The sequence below is a fragment of the Hymenobacter sp. BT491 genome (genome assembly GCF_014349165.1).
In the GTDB taxonomy this organism is placed as follows: Bacteria; Bacteroidota; Bacteroidia; order Cytophagales; family Hymenobacteraceae; genus Hymenobacter; species Hymenobacter jejuensis.
In genome coordinates, this window is the sequence record NZ_JACSJJ010000003.1 from 1,008,300 (window position 1) to 1,024,139 (window position 15,840).

At 56.9% G+C, this 15,840-nt stretch carries 11 protein-coding genes; 5 read left to right on the top strand and 6 right to left on the bottom strand.

Going from position 1 to position 15,840, the window contains the following annotated elements:
* Positions 1 to 79 precede the first annotated feature (79 nt).
* From lpdA to H9I52_RS15855, 3 genes are all read right to left on the bottom strand, one after another.
* Positions 80 to 1,486 (bottom strand): dihydrolipoyl dehydrogenase, encoded by a 1,407-nt coding sequence (gene lpdA, locus H9I52_RS15845; RefSeq protein ID WP_187454633.1) that lies wholly within the window; start codon positions 1,484 to 1,486, stop codon positions 80 to 82.
* A gap of 167 nt (positions 1,487 to 1,653) precedes the next feature.
* Entirely contained in the window at positions 1,654 to 2,028 is a 375-nt protein-coding gene (locus H9I52_RS15850) for an endonuclease domain-containing protein (protein ID WP_187454634.1), read from the bottom strand.
* Between the two features lie 99 nt (positions 2,029 to 2,127).
* Positions 2,128 to 3,783: a M1 family metallopeptidase gene (locus tag H9I52_RS15855; protein WP_187454635.1), complete on the bottom strand. Its 1,656-nt coding sequence runs from the start codon at positions 3,781 to 3,783 to the stop codon at positions 2,128 to 2,130.
* Positions 3,784 to 3,964: 181 nt separating this feature from the next.
* On the opposite strand from H9I52_RS15855, the gene H9I52_RS15860 reads away from it, so the two are divergent.
* On the top strand, positions 3,965 to 5,974 hold the full coding sequence (locus tag H9I52_RS15860; RefSeq protein WP_187454636.1) for a sialate O-acetylesterase: 2,010 nt from the start codon (positions 3,965 to 3,967) through the stop codon (positions 5,972 to 5,974).
* A gap of 104 nt (positions 5,975 to 6,078) precedes the next feature.
* Entirely contained in the window at positions 6,079 to 7,029 is a 951-nt protein-coding gene (locus H9I52_RS15865; protein ID WP_187454637.1) for an EamA family transporter, read from the top strand.
* Positions 7,030 to 7,242: 213 nt separating this feature from the next.
* Here the strand turns inward: H9I52_RS15865 and proC are convergent, their stop codons facing one another.
* Positions 7,243 to 8,061: a pyrroline-5-carboxylate reductase gene (gene proC, locus H9I52_RS15870; RefSeq protein WP_187454638.1), complete on the bottom strand. Its 819-nt coding sequence runs from the start codon at positions 8,059 to 8,061 to the stop codon at positions 7,243 to 7,245.
* A gap of 363 nt (positions 8,062 to 8,424) precedes the next feature.
* Here proC and H9I52_RS15875 point away from each other — a divergent pair, with 363 nt between their 5' ends.
* The 3 genes from H9I52_RS15875 (at position 8,425) to H9I52_RS15885 (ending at position 11,014) form a co-directional block, all read left to right on the top strand.
* A complete protein-coding gene (locus H9I52_RS15875) occupies positions 8,425 to 9,912 on the top strand; it encodes a DUF5723 family protein (protein ID WP_187454639.1) in 1,488 nt (495 codons plus the stop codon).
* A gap of 180 nt (positions 9,913 to 10,092) precedes the next feature.
* Positions 10,093 to 10,593 (top strand): hypothetical protein, encoded by a 501-nt coding sequence (locus H9I52_RS15880; protein ID WP_187454640.1) that lies wholly within the window; start codon positions 10,093 to 10,095, stop codon positions 10,591 to 10,593.
* A 34-nt stretch (positions 10,594 to 10,627) separates the two neighbouring features.
* Positions 10,628 to 11,014 (top strand): group III truncated hemoglobin, encoded by a 387-nt coding sequence (locus H9I52_RS15885; RefSeq protein WP_187454641.1) that lies wholly within the window; start codon positions 10,628 to 10,630, stop codon positions 11,012 to 11,014.
* A 94-nt stretch (positions 11,015 to 11,108) separates the two neighbouring features.
* On the opposite strand, the gene odhB is transcribed toward H9I52_RS15885, so the two are convergent.
* Both odhB and H9I52_RS15895 read right to left on the bottom strand, forming a co-directional pair.
* Entirely contained in the window at positions 11,109 to 12,800 is a 1,692-nt protein-coding gene (odhB, locus tag H9I52_RS15890) for a 2-oxoglutarate dehydrogenase complex dihydrolipoyllysine-residue succinyltransferase (RefSeq protein WP_187454642.1), read from the bottom strand.
* A 36-nt stretch (positions 12,801 to 12,836) separates the two neighbouring features.
* Positions 12,837 to 15,764 carry a 2-oxoglutarate dehydrogenase E1 component gene (locus tag H9I52_RS15895; protein ID WP_187454643.1) on the bottom strand — a complete coding sequence of 976 codons (2,928 nt, stop codon included), beginning with the start codon at positions 15,762 to 15,764 and terminating at the stop codon, positions 12,837 to 12,839.
* Positions 15,765 to 15,840 lie beyond the last annotated feature (76 nt).

Below are 15,840 nucleotides of genomic sequence, written 5' to 3' on the forward strand. Positions count from 1 at the left end.
CATTTTTTAACAGAAATGAGAAGAGGCGGTAGCTCCAAGTAGGAGCTACCGCCTCTTCTCATTTCTAGCAAGCGCGGAATTACATATGAATAGCGCGGTTCTCAGTAGCCGCTAAGCACGCTTCTTTCACCGCTTCCGCATAGGTCGGGTGGGCGTGGCTCATGCGGGCTACGTCCTCGGCGGAGGCGCGGAATTCCATGGCGGTTACGCCTTCGGCGATGAGGTCGGCGATGCGCGGACCGATCATGTGCATGCCTAGGATTTCGTCGGTTTCCTTGTCGGCCAGCACTTTCACGAAGCCGTCGAGGTCCATGGAGGCGCGGGCGCGGCCCGAGGCGCGGAACGGGAACGAGCCGGTTTTGTAGGCGCGACCCGTTTCTTTGAGCTGCTCTTCGGTGTAGCCCACGCCGGCCACTTCGGGCCAGGTGTACACCACGCCGGGGATGAGCAAGTAGTTGATGTGCGGCTTCTGGCCCACGATGGTTTCGGCCACGTACACGCCTTCTTCTTCGGCTTTGTGGGCCAGCATAGCGCCCCGAATCACGTCGCCGATGGCGTAGATGCCGGGCACGTTGGTCTGAAGGTGCTCATCGACCTTGACGCGGCCGCGCTCTTCCATCTCCACGCCAGCGGCTTCCAGGTTGAGGCCGGCGGTGTAGGGCACGCGGCCCACGGCGACGAGGCAGTAGTCGCCTTCAAACTTCACTTCCTCGCCTTTGGGGTTGGTCGCGGTTACGGTCACGGTGTCACCTTCGCGGGTGGCGCCGGTTACTTTGTGGCTCAGGAAAAACTCAATGCCGATTTTGCCCAGGATGCGCTTGAGCTCTTTGCCCAGGGCGCGGTCCATGGTCGGGATCAGCGAATCCAAGAATTCGATTACGGATACTTTGGCACCCAAACGGGCATAGACCGAAGCCATTTCCAGCCCGATTACGCCGCCGCCAATCACGATCATGTGCTTAGGCACTTCGCGAATGTTGAGGGCCTCGGTGCTGGTGATGATGCGTTGCTTGTCCTGCTTGATGAAGGGCAGCACGGTAGGCTTGGAGCCCGTCGCGATGATCGTGTTTTTGGTTTCGATCTGCTGCTCTTCGCCGCCACCCAGCGGCACAATTTTGATGTGATTCTTATCCACGAACGAGCCCACGCCTTTGAGGACGTCGATCTTGTTCTTCTTCATCAGAAACGCGATACCGTCCACGTTGGCTTTCACCACGCCGTTTTTGCGGTCGATGAGCTGGTTCATATTTATCTGAAGATCAGACAGTTCTATACCGTGCTCTTTGAAAGTGGTGTGGGCGTTGTGGTAGTGCTCGGTGCTGTCGAGCAGGGCCTTGCTGGGAATGCAGCCTACGTTGAGGCAGGTGCCGCCGAGGGTGTCGTACTTCTCGATAATGGCCGTCTTGAGGCCTAATTGCGCGCAACGAATGGCAGCTACATACCCGCCCGGACCCGAGCCGATGACGGTAACGTCGTATTGATTCATATTCAGATGAATTCAGTGAAAATCAGCGGGGCAAAGGTAGGCAAGAAAGCCTAGGCTGGTATCTCCAAAATTTGGCGTTAAAACCAAGGCTAGAACTAGAGCTAAGAGCTAGTTCCCCTCCTCAGCGGAGGAGGGGTTAGGGGTGGTTGATAATCGTTGGCCAAAGGTCAGGAGCCGATCTCCGGCAGAAAGGCGGCCTCAATAGCCGCTAATACACTGTCAAGTTGCTTGAGCACCAGTTTATTTTCAAAACGCATTATCCGCAGGCCTAGCCCAGTCAGGTACTCTGTGCGCACCACGTCAGTAGCTTCGCCGCTAGTTGTGAAGTGTCCGGCGCCATCCAACTCGATTACCAATTTTTCAGCGGGGCAGTAAAAATCTACGACGTAAGCCCCAATGCCGTGCTGACGCCTAAACTTGCGCCCACCTAGCTGGCTGCGTTGCAGCGCCCGCCACAGTAAAGCTTCGGCGGGGGTGAGGTGGTTGCGCAACGTGCGGCGGATGGACTTTTGGTAAATTAGGTTGTGTACTTGATCTGCCACCTTTGGTAGTTTTAACTATATACTAAACAACGATTGCCAACCACCCCTAGCCCCTCCTCAGCTGAGGAGGGGAACTAACCTTTAGTTTCTAGTTTGTTTTTAATCTGTGAGTAAGCCGATGTAATAATTGAGCGTGTCTACTTCCAGATTTTCCTTGGTGGCGCCGGGCAGATTGACGGGGCGGAACGTGGTTTCGGGCTCAATGAAGCGGTATTCGCCGCCTTTGGTGCGGACGCGCACAGGCATCGAGAAACCATCGACGTCGGCCACCCAGCGGCAAAGCGTTTGGCCATCTTCGAAGCGAAACTCCAGCGTCGGGATGTTTTTGTAAAGCAGGTACTGCGAGAAGATCTTGGTCAGGTCGCGGCCGCTTTGCTGGTTGAGGTAGCCAACCACTTGCGGCGTCGTGACGGTCTGGTGGTAATAGGTGTGCGAAAGACCGCGGAGCATGTCGCGCCACTTCTCGTCGTCGTTGACGATGGTACGCACCATGTTGAGCAAGACGCTGCCCTTGTCGTACATGTCGCCGGAGCCCTCTTTGTTGACGTTGTAGGGGCCGATAATGGGCTCGTCGTTGCGGATGTTGCGGCGCTGCCCGTGGATGTATTCCTGGCCGGCAGGCTTGCCAAACTGGCTTTCCACGAACAGCGCTTCGGAGTACGTGGTAAAGCCCTCATGAATCCACATATCGGCTATGTCCTTGCTGGTTATGTTGTTACCAAACCACTCGTGGCCGCTTTCGTGAATGATGATGAAGTCCCACTTCAGGCCCCAGCCCGTGGCCGAGCGGTCGTGGCCGAGGTAACCGTTGAGGTATTTGTTGCCGTACGCCACGGCGCTTTGGTGCTCCATGCCCAGGTGTGGCGCATCCACGAGCTTATAGCCGTCTTTGTAAAAGGGATAGGGCCCGAACCAATGCTCCATCGACTTGAGCATGGGTTTTACGTTGTCGCCGAACTGTTTTTTGGCCTTCTCAACGTTTTCGGGCAGCACCCAATAATCCAGGGTGAGCTTGCCATTTTCGCCGTCGTAGGTGTCGCCGAAGTGCTGGAAATCCCCCACGTTCATTGCCACGTCGTAGTTGTTGATGGGGTTGCTCACAAACCAGTCGTAGCGCGTGTAGCCCCCTTTCACGGCCGTAGTTTTGCGCAGCCGCCCGTTCGACACGTCTTTCAAACCCTTTGGTACACTGATGCTTATCATCATGCTGTCTACCTCGTCGGCCTGATGATCTTTGGTCGGCCACCAGATGCTGGCGCCCACTCCCTGACAGGCGGTGGCGACCCAGGGCTTGCCTTTGGCGTCTTTGGCGAACACTAGGCCGCCGTCCCAGGGTGCGCGCTCGGCGATGGTAGGCTTGCCGGAGTACTGCACCGTAAACTCCTCGCGGCTGCCTTTGCGGATTGGCTGCGGAAACGTGACGAACACCGCGTTGGCCTCACGGGTGAATGGAAGAGCCTGGCCTTTATATAATACCTTGTCTACCTGCAAGTTAGCAAACAGGTCAAATTGCAGCTTCGTGAAGTCCTGCGTGGCCGTGAAGCGAAACAGGTTCGAGCCGCTAATCGACTTCTTGTCGATGTCCAGCCGAACGTCGAGGTGGTAATAGTTGATGTCGTAGCAAGTGCGCAAGGGCGTCAGGTTGCCCCGCAGCGAGTCGGCCCGCGTGAAAGCGGTTTTGGGCTGGAGCAGCTGCGCCGTCGAGAGCAGGGGCAAGCAAAGAAGTGCGGAGGCAAGCAGGAAGGCGCGGATCATGCAGCAAGGATGGGGTGAAAACCGGGCGAGAAGTTAAGGCGCTTTACAGACTCTGTTGCTACGCACTCGTTGCACGGCCTCCGGCAACGCAAACCGACAGGTAGGCAGCGAAGTCATTTCCTTTATCGTGCTGAGTAGCATACCTTAAGGCTTGCTTCCTCAACCGATCTTCCCCCCACCCATGAGCCTTTCGAAAACGCTGTTGCTTCTGTCCGTCGGCTGCCTGAGTGGTCGCATTGCCCAAGCCACTGTTCGCTTGCCCAAGCTGGTAGGCGATAACATGGTGCTCCAGCGCGATGCCAAACTGCCGATTTGGGGTTGGGCCGATGCCGGCGAAACGGTAACGGTCACATTCCGGGGCAAATCCTATACTGCCAAGCCCGGCGGCTCCGAGGGAAAGTGGACCGTCATGCTGCCCGCTACGCCCAGCGGCGGCCCTTACGACATGACGATTAAGGGCAGTAACACGTTGCAAATCAAGAATATACTAATAGGCGACGTGTGGCTGGCTTCGGGCCAGTCGAACATGGAAATGCCGGTCAAAGACCAGCCCGGAGGCTACTCCGCGGTGCGCAATGCTGATCAGGAAGTGGCAGGCGCTAATTTTCCGCAGATCCATTTTTTGGATGTCAAAAATACGGTGGCTTCCAAGCCCCAGCGCGATATCGAAAGTACTGGCTGGCAAGTATGTAGCCCCCAAACGGTAGCTGAATTTTCGGCGGTGGCGTACTTCTTTGGCCGCGACTTGTACCAGCGCTACCACGTCCCGATTGGCTTGATTTCCTCGACGTGGGGCGGCACGGAAGTGGAATCGTGGACCAGCGCCGAGGCCTTGAAAGTGCTGCCCGACTTTCGGAGCCGAATCGCGGCGATGCAACAGGAAAAGCGCGACATCAACCAGATTCAAACCGACTACATAAACAGCCTCAAGGCGTGGCAAAATAGTCCGGCTGGTAAGGATCACGGCCGCTTGCCCGATAGCAAAAGCTGGGCCGACCCCGATTTCAACGCTCAGGATTGGAAGACCATGAACGTCCCCGGCCTCTGGGAGCAACAACCCGAACTGAGCACTTTCGACGGCGTGGTGTGGTTTCGCAAGGAAGTAACGCTGCCCGCAGCCAACGCGGGCAAGCCGCTGCAACTCGCACTGGGTCAGATTGATGACAACGACAGCACTTGGTTCAACGGCGTGCTGGTAGGCACTACTTCCGGCTACAGCGAAAAGCGCCGCTACACCGTGCCCGCAACGCTGGTCAAAGAAGGCCGCAACGTTGTTGCGGTGCGGGTGGTCGACAACGGTGGAGGCGGCGGGCTCTGGGGCCTAACAGCTGATTTTCAGCTGATTGCCGGGGCGGGCAGCACGCCTGTTCCGTTGGCGGGCGCTTGGCAGTACAAGCCCGCTTACGATCCGGCCAGCGTGCCGAAAACGCCTTTTCCCAAAGGACTACCGAATAACCCCACGGTGCTGTACAACGGCATGATCGCGCCGCTGATTCCGTATGCGCTGAAGGGCTTTATCTGGTATCAGGGCGAAAGCAACTCCGATCGCGCCTATCAGTACCGCACCCTGTTTCCCACCATGATCAAGGACTGGCGCACGCGCTGGGAACAGGGCGACTTGCCTTTCCTGTTCGTGCAATTAGCTAATTACCAGCACGATCAGCCGCAGCCTGCCGAATATGAATGGGCGGAGCTGCGCGAGGCCCAAGCCATGACCCTGAGCTTGCCCAAAACGGGCATGGCGACGACCATTGATATTGGCAGCCCCGACGACATTCACCCGCTCAACAAGCAGGATGTGGGAAAAAGGCTGGCATTGGCCGCCCAAAAAGTAGCGTACGGTGATACCAAAATCGTGGCTTCTGGCCCCACCTTCAAGAGCATGCAAGTGCAGGGCAAACAGGTGCGGCTCACCTTCGACAACGTGGGCGGTGGCCTCATCCTGAAAGACAAGAGCGGCGACTATCTGAAAGGCTTCGCCATTGCGGGCGCCGACCACAAGTTTGTGTGGGCCAAAGGCGAGTTGCAAGGCAACACGCTGGTCCTGTCGAGCGACCAGGTACCGGCGCCCACCGCCGTGCGCTACGATTGGAGCAACAACCCTTTTCCGAATCTGTACAATAAGGAAGGCCTGCCTGCTTACCCTTTCCGCACCGATCAGTGGCCGGGCCTGACCGTTAGCAAAAAGTAGAGCCAGCGCCCCTACCAACCAAGACAAAGCGCAAGGATTCGAATAGTTGCCCCAGAATTCTGCTGTACGTTTGCAGCGTCAATTCTGCCTGAAGCGCTGCCCTCATGTCTCAACCTAAGCCTACCCGCGCGGCCATTGTGCTTGCGTTTGCTATCGTCTACCTCATCTGGGGCTCCACGTATCTGGGCATTCGCTTCGCCATCGAGAGCATCCCACCCCTACTGATGGCGGGTACGCGCTATAGCTTGGCGGGCGTGCTGCTGTACGGGTTTATGCGCCTGCGCGGGGCACCACGGCCACCGCTTAGCGGCTGGCTTACTGCCCTGATCATCGGCAGCTGCCTGCTGACGTGTGGCAATGGCGGCGTTACGCTCGGTGAGCAATACATACCCTCAGGAATGGCCTCGCTGCTGGTTGCTACGGTGCCGTTATTTCTGGCCTTATTGGGCTGGCTGAGTGGCTTAGCCGCCCGGCCTACGCTGCGCGTATCCGTGGGTTTGCTTTTCGGAATGGCCGGAGTGTATTTGCTGGCTCGTAACCCTGGGGCCAGTCACGTGGCCTTGCCGGGGCACCGGATTATTGGCATTGGGTTGGTGCTTGGGGCGGCGTTTTTGTGGGCGATTGGCTCACTGTATTCCAAAAAGAAGCAAGCTTCGCCCTCGCCTTTTGTCGGGGGTGGCATGCAGATGATCTGCGGCGGTCTGCTGATGGTGCTGCTGGGCCTGTTGCGCGGTGAAGCTTCTGCTTTCGACTTTGCCGCTATCACGGCCAAATCCTGGATGGCGTACGCGTACCTGGTTACTTTCGGCTCGATCGTGGCGTTTACAGCTTATATCTGGCTGCTGCGGGCCGTCGAGCCGGCGCTGGCAGGCACCTATGCATTTGTCAATCCGGTGGTAGCCGTCCTGTTGGGTTGGGCTTTTGCCGGTGAAGCCCTCAACGTGCAAATGCTGGGCGGGGCCGCTCTGATTGTAACGGCCGTGGTGCTGGTGGTGCTGGGCGGCGCGAAAAAAGCGGAGCCTGTTGCAGAAGAAGAGTTGGTGAAAAGCAAATAGATATTTTACAACGTTCTCATAATCAATTTATTACAGAATATACAACGGGCGGTCATGCAGAGCGCAGCGAAGCGGGAGAGATGCTTCGCTCTCGCTCTGCATGACCGCCCGTTGTAAGCTGTTCATTACAAACAACATCAGCAACGGACCAACCACCCCAGCGACAGCTTCGCTGCCGCGTCCCCTCCTCGGCTGAGGAGGGGAGTGTTGGGCTTACTCGTCTTTGTAGAGTTGGCCGGCTTTTTCGGCGGAGAGCTTGATGCCTTTGATCATGGCGGAGCTGAAGCCGTTGTGCTCCATTTCATTGAGGCCGGCGATGGTGCAGCCTTTCGGCGAAGTTACTTTGTCAATCTCCTGCTCGGGGTGCGAGGATAATTGCAGGAGTAAGTCGGCTGCGCCTTTGGCAGTTTGGGCGGCCATTTTGAGGGCATCGTGGGCGTGAAAACCAATTTCAGTGCCGCCCTGTGAGGCCGCCCGAATCGAGCGCAGGAAAAACGCAATGCCGCAGGCACACAAGGCCGTCGCCGACGTCATGAGGTCTTCGTTGATCTGAATGCTTACCCCGACGGTGTTAAACAACGCCTCCACCAAGGCCAAATCTTCGTCAGTGGCCCGGTCGGTGGCAATGCAGGTCATCGATTGACCGATGCCAATGGCCGTGTTGGGCATGGCCCGCACTACGCGCAGCTCCGAGCCCGCCTGCTCCCGGATATCGGAACAGCACACACCCGAAATAACCGAGATGACTAAGTGCTTCTCTGGGTCAAAACCACTCTTGATTTCCTCCAGCAGCTTATTAAACTGCTGCGGCAGCACGGCCAGCACCACGATATCGGCTTGTTTTACGGCCGCCAGGTTGTCGGTGCTGGTCAGGAAGCCCGCGTCGGCCAGCGAAGCCAGCGCCGTTTTGGTGCGGCGGGTAAGCGTGATGTGGCTGCGCTCAAAAATGCCCGCTTTTACCAATCCTTTGGCCAACGACAGGCCAATGTTGCCGCTGCCCAAAATCGCGATGCGCTGGGCGGGCCTTTTCATATCTACTTGTGTTTGAATCGCTTCCATTCTGAATGGCTGTCCGTCCTTGCCTTCTTGGCAAGGGTAGTTTGCAACAGGCAAGATACTGAACCCCGCTGGAAAGCCTAACTTCTCCGGCAACTACGCCTATCTATATATTATTGACTATCAATGCCTTATACAACCAATATTTCCTGTTTCTGCTTAGCATAACACTGAACACCCGCTTCTGCAGTTATTCAGGCCACTCAATACCCCGCCTGCACCGCCTGATTGACAATGCAAAACCATTGAATTATTCATAGATAAATATTCACTTTATACATAAAATATATATTCCTTATCCGATATTAGCGCGTCCTATAACTAGCCCTTCACTATTTGATGAGAATTCTACCCACTTGCGGTCTTGCGCTGGCTTTGTTGCCGGGCAGCGCGGCAGCCCAGCAGCTATTCAATATCTCCCGCAGCAATTATTCAGGCCTTACTGCCGTTGCCTGGAACCCGGCTACCATTGCCGACAATCGCTATGCGCTTCAAATACAGCTCTTTGCCGTCGACGGCCATGCCACCAACACAGCGTATCGCTACACTGACCCCTGGAGCCTACGGCACTTAAACGAGCCGCTGGACTTATCGAGCCAGTACCTCACGCGCAACGACAGCGATAAGGCCAAGCTCTTCAGTGCGGGCCTGAACGTACGCGGGCCGGGCGTGCTCATTGGCCTCGGGCCCAAGCAAAGCCTTGCCGTAAGCACGCGCGTACGGGCGGCGTTTCAGGGAAACAATGTGTCGCCGGAAACCATCCAAAATGCCGTCGACGAGTTCAAAATCGGCAACCGCGTGCAGGGCAACTCCTTCAATCTCAACATGAATGCCTTTGCCGAATGGGACGCTACCTACGGCCGGGTAATGCTGGACGACGGGTTGCATTTCCTGAAAGCAGGCGTTACGCTCAAACGCCTGATGGGCATAGGCTCGGGGTACTTACAGGGCAAAAACATTGATTTTGAAGTAAGTAAGAAACAAGCGGCGACCGGCGACACCATCGTTCGGATTTATAACCTAGATGGCGCTTTTGCTTATTCCAACACCCAGGCTTTCGAGGATGTCGATGTAGAAAAGGCCACCAAATGGCTTACGCCCCGCAACGCGCCCGGCTCCGGCTGGGGCGCCGATCTGGGCATTGTGTACGAGTACCGGCCCGATGCTGCGCAGTATCAGCACACCGATACGCGCGGCGTAGCCCAAGCCGACCGGGGCCGCAACAAGTATTTGTACCGGGCATCCATTTCCGTAACCGACATTGGCTCAATTCGTTATCGCGACAATGCCGTGGTGTACAATGACGTGCGAGCGCGCAACGTGGGCGTGAGCGAAGCCGACTTGGGCAACCTCAGCGGCGATAACTTCGACGAGAAAATCAATCGTATTCTGCGCACCAATGCGCTCAATCGGCAAAACCACTTCCGGGTAGGCCTCCCGACGGCGTTAAATGTTGATGTGGATTACCACCTCAGCAACAAGATCTACGCCAACTTGGCCCTAAGCCAGGGCCTGCGTACCCACTACGCGACCGGCATGCGGCAGTTTTCGTACGTTGCGCTCACGCCCCGCTTCGAGACCCGGTGGCTGGAGGTGGCCATGCCTTTCTCGATGACCAACAGTTACCAAACCTTTACATATGGAGCCATGCTGCGCATCGGGCCGCTGGTAGTGGGCTCCAATAACTTGTCGGCCTTGTTCGATTCGAGCGACCCGTACGGAGCCAACGCCTACGCCGAGCTTTCTGCGTTGGCCTGGGCGCACAAAAAATACAAAAATAAGCCTGCGAAAGGCCCTAGACCACCGAAAACGGCCAAATCTTCCTAGTGCGGCCCTGAGGACACCCGAAGCACTGGAAACCAATAAAAGCTGACGAATGTCAGGCGGGCCGCTGATTGATTTCAGCGCAGCCGCGCCAAAAGGGCCGCATCTTTGAGTTGTTGTTCCGGTTGCGGGGCCAGAGCTGCTCCTGGCCCTGCTGCTTTGCCTCACTTCGATTGCTTTCCCATGCGACGTTCCCACACGGTAGGTTCGCTGCTCCTGATTCTGGCCCTGTTCGTCTGGGCCGGAATGGTGGCGGGCATTTCTTTTTTAGAAGCCCCTCTCAAATTCACAGCGCCCCATATCACCGTGCCGCTGGGGTTGGGCATTGGCCGCATCGTGTTTGCGGCCCTCAACAAAGCCGAGTTGATGTTGGGCACCGTGGCCTTGGTTAGCGCTTTTTTTCTGCGTGTGCCGCTGCGTACTTGGGTGGGCCTGCTGACGGTAAGCATCATTCTGCTGCTGCAAACTTTCTGGCTGCTCCCTGCCCTCGACGTCCGCGCCCTTGCGTTGCTGGCAGGTCACACGCCGCCTGCCAATGCCCTGCACCCGATTTACATCGGTTTGGAAATAATTAAGCTCCTTACGTTGTTGAGCACGGGTACAGGCGCGCTAAGCTGGGCCTTACAGGTAGCCCGCCAACGCAGTTGGGCAAGTCCAGAAAGCGTCGTTCGGCAACCAGCATAACTAATTACCCATCAATCACTTACAATACTCAGTGATGGCATTACTTCCGGACATTCACACCGAAGCCGACATTAAAATATTGGTCGATTCTTTCTACGACAAGGTCAATCAGGACGACTTGCTGGCGCCGGTGTTCAACGGGTTTGCGCACGTCAACTGGCCCAGCCACCTGCCGGCGATGTACGATTTCTGGAGCAGCCTGCTGCTGGGCACCTCGCGCTACCGCGGCCGGCCTTTTCCCAAGCACTTGCCTTTACCCGTCGATGCCGCCCACTTCCAGCGGTGGCTGGAATTGTTCTATGCTACTGTCCATGAGAACTTTGCCGGTCCGGTTGCCGAAGAAGCCAAAGTGCGGGCGTTAAACATCGCCACCATGTTTGAATACCGCATTCGCAAGCACAACGCCTTGTCTATCTTGTAGTTGCCTGGCGCACAAGTTAGCGCTAGATGTTCTACTAAATAAAAAAGGCGACTCCGTTTCCGGGGCCGCCTTTTTGTTGTCTTTGCCAAGCGATTTACACGCCCAGCAGCAGACGCGTCGGATCTTCGAGCAATTCCTTCACGCGTACCAAGAACGATACCGACTCGCGTCCGTCGATGATGCGGTGATCATAGCTCAGGGCCAAGTACATCATTGGCCGGATTACGACTTGGCCGTTTTCGGCGATGGGGCGCTGCACGATGTTGTGCATACCCAGAATAGCCGATTGAGGCGCGTTGATAATCGGGGTGCTCATCATCGAGCCGAAGATGCCGCCGTTGGTGATGGTGAACGTGCCGCCCGTCATTTGCTCGATGGTCAGCTTGTTTTCGCGGGCGAGTCCGGCGAGGCGCACAATCTCCTTCTCGATCTGGTCGAACGACATTTCCTCGGCGTTACGAATCACGGGCACCACCAAGCCTTTCGGAGCTGATACCGCGATGCTGATGTCGCAGAAGTCGTTGAACACCATGCTGTCGCCGTCGATCTGGGCATTCACGGCGGGCCATTCTTTCAGGGCCACGCACACGGCTTTCGTGAAGAAGGACATGAAGCCAAGGCCGACCTGATGCTTCTCCTTAAACTTGTCTTTGAACTTGTTACGCAAGTCCATGATCGGCTGCATGTTCACCTCGTTGAAGGTGGTGAGCATGGCCGTTTCATTCTTCACCGATACCAAGCGACGCGCTACGGTTTTGCGCAGGTTGCTCATGCGCTCGCGGCGCTGGTTGCGGTTGCCACTGGCTGCGGGGGCAGGTGCCGCTTGGGCCGCAGGAACTGCTGCCGGGGCAGGAGCCGCCGGAGCCGCTGGGCGAGCCTGGGCATTCAGCGCATCTTCTTTCGTGATGCGACCGTCGCGGCCGGAGCCTTGTACGTTGCTTGCCGCAATGCCTTTCTCGTCGAGAATTTTGCCGGCGGCCGGCGAAGGCGTGCCGGTAGCATAACTGGTAGAGGTGCTCGCGCTGGCCGATGCCGTTTGCGGAGCCGAAGCGGCGGGAGCCGCTGCTGGCACAGCCGGTGCCGCGCTGGCAGCGCCGCTACCTCCTTCGATTCGGGCAATCACGGAGCCGATGGCAATCGTCTGTCCTTCGGCTACGGCGTGCCGCAACGTGCCGCTGGCCTCAGCTGGCAACTCGAACGTAGCTTTGTCCGACTCTAGCTCTGCAATGATTTCATCCTGAGCCACTTGTGCTCCGTCGGGTTTCAGCCATTTCGCGACCGTTACTTCCGTAATAGATTCGCCAACGGTCGGGATGATCATTTCCTTCACGCTGCTGCTTCCTGCTTCAGCAACTGCAGGGGCAGCGGCCGGAGTAGGTGTGTTAGCTGAGCCGGCTTGCGAGCCACCGTAGCCCGACTGGTTGCTGGCTTGCGGATTTTGCTCGCCTTGTTGTACGGGATCAGCGCTGGCGGGTGCACTGGTTTTGCTTGGTGTAGCTTGTGCCGGCGCCGGGGCTGCACTCTCAGCGGGAGCGGCGGCACCCTCAACGCCATCTGCACCGATCTCGGCGATGACGGTACCGATGCCAATGGTTTCGCCTTCCGCTACGCGGATGCTCAGGGTGCCATCGGCTTCAGCGGGCAGCTCAAACGTGGCTTTGTCCGATTCGAGCTCGGCAATTACCTCATCGCGCTTCACGGCGTCGCCGTCTTTCTTGAGCCATTTGGCTATGGTAACTTCGGTGATGGACTCGCCGACAGCGGGGATTTTGATTTCCAGACCCATACGGTGCGTGGTTGGGAAGTTTGTTCGGTTCAAGAATTAATCAGTCACCTTTTTATCGGCCTGCTCCACAGTAGCCTTTACGTTTTCGATGGCGGGGGTTGCCGTTTCGAAAGCACGCGCTACAATTTCTTTCTGCTCTTTTACGTGCACTTTGTTGTAACCCGTTGCTGGTGAAGCACTTGGCTTACGTGCGATCACATCTTCCAATTCGCGGCGCAAGAAGCGCAGCATGTAGTTCCAGTAGCCCATGTTCTCGGGCTCTTCTTGCACCCAGAATACTTTCGCTTTCGGGTACTTGGCGAGTTCGGCGTTAAGCTGCTTTTGCGGGAAAGGATGCAATTGCTCCAGACGCACAATGGCCATGTCGGTGCGCTGGGACTTCTGCTGCTCTTCCAACAGATCGTAATACACTTTGCCTGAGCACAATAGCACGCGCTTTACTTTCTTGGCCTCGGCATACACATCGCCGAGCACTTCGCGGAAGCTGCCGCTCGTGAACTCCTCTGCTGGCGACACGCACAGCGGATGACGCAATAGCGATTTGGGCGACATCACCACACACGGCTTGCGGAAGCTCCACGTCAGCTGGCGGCGCAGCAAGTGGAAGAAGTTAGCCGGCGTCGTGATGTTGGCTACCACGATGTTGTTTTCGGCCGAAAGTTGCAGGAAGCGCTCGGGGCGAGCATTGGAGTGCTCGGGGCCTTGGCCTTCGTAGCCGTGCGGCAAGAGCATCACCATGCCGTTCATGCGCTGCCACTTGCTCTCCGACGACACGATGAACTGGTCGATCATGGTCTGAGCACCGTTGGCGAAGTCGCCGAACTGGGCTTCCCATACGACGAGCGCCGTTGGGTTAGCCATGGCATAACCAAATTCGAAGCCTAGCACACCGTATTCACTCAGCAGCGAGTTATAGATGCGCAGGTTTTCGTGCTCGCCTTCCATGTAATTGAGCGAGTTGTACGGGGCCGACGTTTCGGCATCGTGCAGCACGGCGTGGCGGTGCGAAAACGTGCCGCGCTGGCAGTCCTGCCCGCTGACGCGCACAATGTGATTTTCCTGCAGGAGCGAGCCATACGCCAGCAATTCGCCGGCTGCCCAGTTGAGCATGCGCGTTTCAAAAAACATCTTGCGACGCTCTTCCAGCAGCTTCTCGATTTGCTTGAGCGGGCGGAAGCCCTGTGGCAAGGTCGTCAACGCTTTGCCTACTTTATCAAGCACTTCTGCGCTCACCCCCGTTTCCGGCGACTGGTCGAAGTCCTCGGGCGTAGCGCGACGCAGGCTGCGCCACTCGTTTTCGAGCGCCTGATACTTATAAGGCAATGGCTTTTGCTTCACCATGTCGAGGCGGGCCTGGAGCATCTCGCGAAACTCACGGTCCATCTGGTTGGCTAGCTCGGCATCAACATCGCCACGCTGCACCAGAATCTCGTTGTACACCTCGCGCGGATTTTTGTGCTTCGAGATGAGGTTGTAAAGCGTTGGCTGCGTGAACTTTGGCTCGTCCGACTCGTTGTGGCCGTGCCGACGGTAGCACACCATATCAATGAAGATATCGGCGTGGAACTGCTGGCGGTATTCGGTAGCCAGACGTACGGCAAACACTACCGCTTCCGGGTCGTCGCCGTTCACGTGCAGCACCGGCGCGTCAATAATCTTGGCTAGGTCGGTGCTGTAAATCGAGGAACGCGCATCTTCGAAGTCGGTGGTGAAGCCTACTTGGTTGTTGATCACAAAGTGAATTGTGCCGCCCGTTTTGTAGCCTTCCAGCTGCGACATCTGCGTCACTTCGTAGCCAATGCCCTGCCCTGCCAGCGCCGCATCGCCGTGGATGAGGATGGGCAGAATCTGGTGGTAGTCGTCGCCGTACTGGTGCTCGATTTTAGCCCGCACAAAGCCTTCAACTACCGGGTTTACTGCTTCGAGGTGCGAAGGATTCGGCGCCAATTTCAAGTTAACCTTCTGCCCAGCAGACGTTTCTACTTCCGAGCTGTAGCCCATGTGGTATTTTACGTCGCCGTCGCCCATGGTCAGGTCCGGTACAGCAGTTCCCTCAAATTCGGAGAAGATCTGCTCGTAGGTTTTGCCCATGATGTTGGCCAGCACGTTCAGGCGACCCCGGTGGGCCATCCCGATCATGACTTCGCGCACGCCGAGTTCCGAGCTCCTTTCAATGATGGCATCGAGGGCCGGAATGGTGGTTTCGCCGCCTTCCAGTGAAAAGCGCTTCTGCCCTAAAAACTTGGTATGCAGGAAGTTCTCAAAGACAACGGCTTCGTTCAGCTTGCTGAGAATGCGCTTCTTGTACTCAGGTCCGGGATTAAAGCTCAGCGAATCCTTCTCCACTTTGTCCCGGAACCAATCCAGAACCTGGGGATCGCGGATGTACATGTACTCGAAGCCGATGGTGCCGGTGTAGATCTTATCCAACGCCGCCACGATTTCGCGCAGGCTTGCTTCTTTGCCCAAGCCCAGCAGATCACCGTTATGAAATTTGGTATCCAAATCTGCCTCCGACAAACCAAAATCCGCGATCTCGAGGCGGGCTTTGCGGTCTTTGCGTTCGCGCACCGGGTTGGTGCGGGCGCGCAAGTGACCGCGGCTCCGATACGCATGAATCAGGTTGCGGACGGCCGTTTCCTTATCGGTAGCGTGCGTGTCAAGTGGCTCGATAGCCCCGGCGTTGTTGGTAGACGCAACGGTACTGAGCACCCCGAAGTCCTGAGGCTGCTCCTGGGTAGCTACGCCGGCGCTGCCTACAGCAGGGCGACTTGCGGGTTGGGCAGTAGCGGCTTTACCATTTGAGACAGGCTGACCTTCGGCAGGGTATTGCTGCGAAAAATCAAAGCCTTCAAAAAATTTGCGCCAGCCAAAATCAACCGATTCCGGATTCTGCTTGTAAGCCTGGTACAGTTGGTCGATGTAGTCGCCGTGGGCGTTGGCGATGTAAGAGTAAGCGTCCATTTAGTGCGGAGCTAGGTGAGTCAGCGGTAAATGTATAGCGCTTCGGCTAAAGGCAAAAACCTAAATTCGATTACTC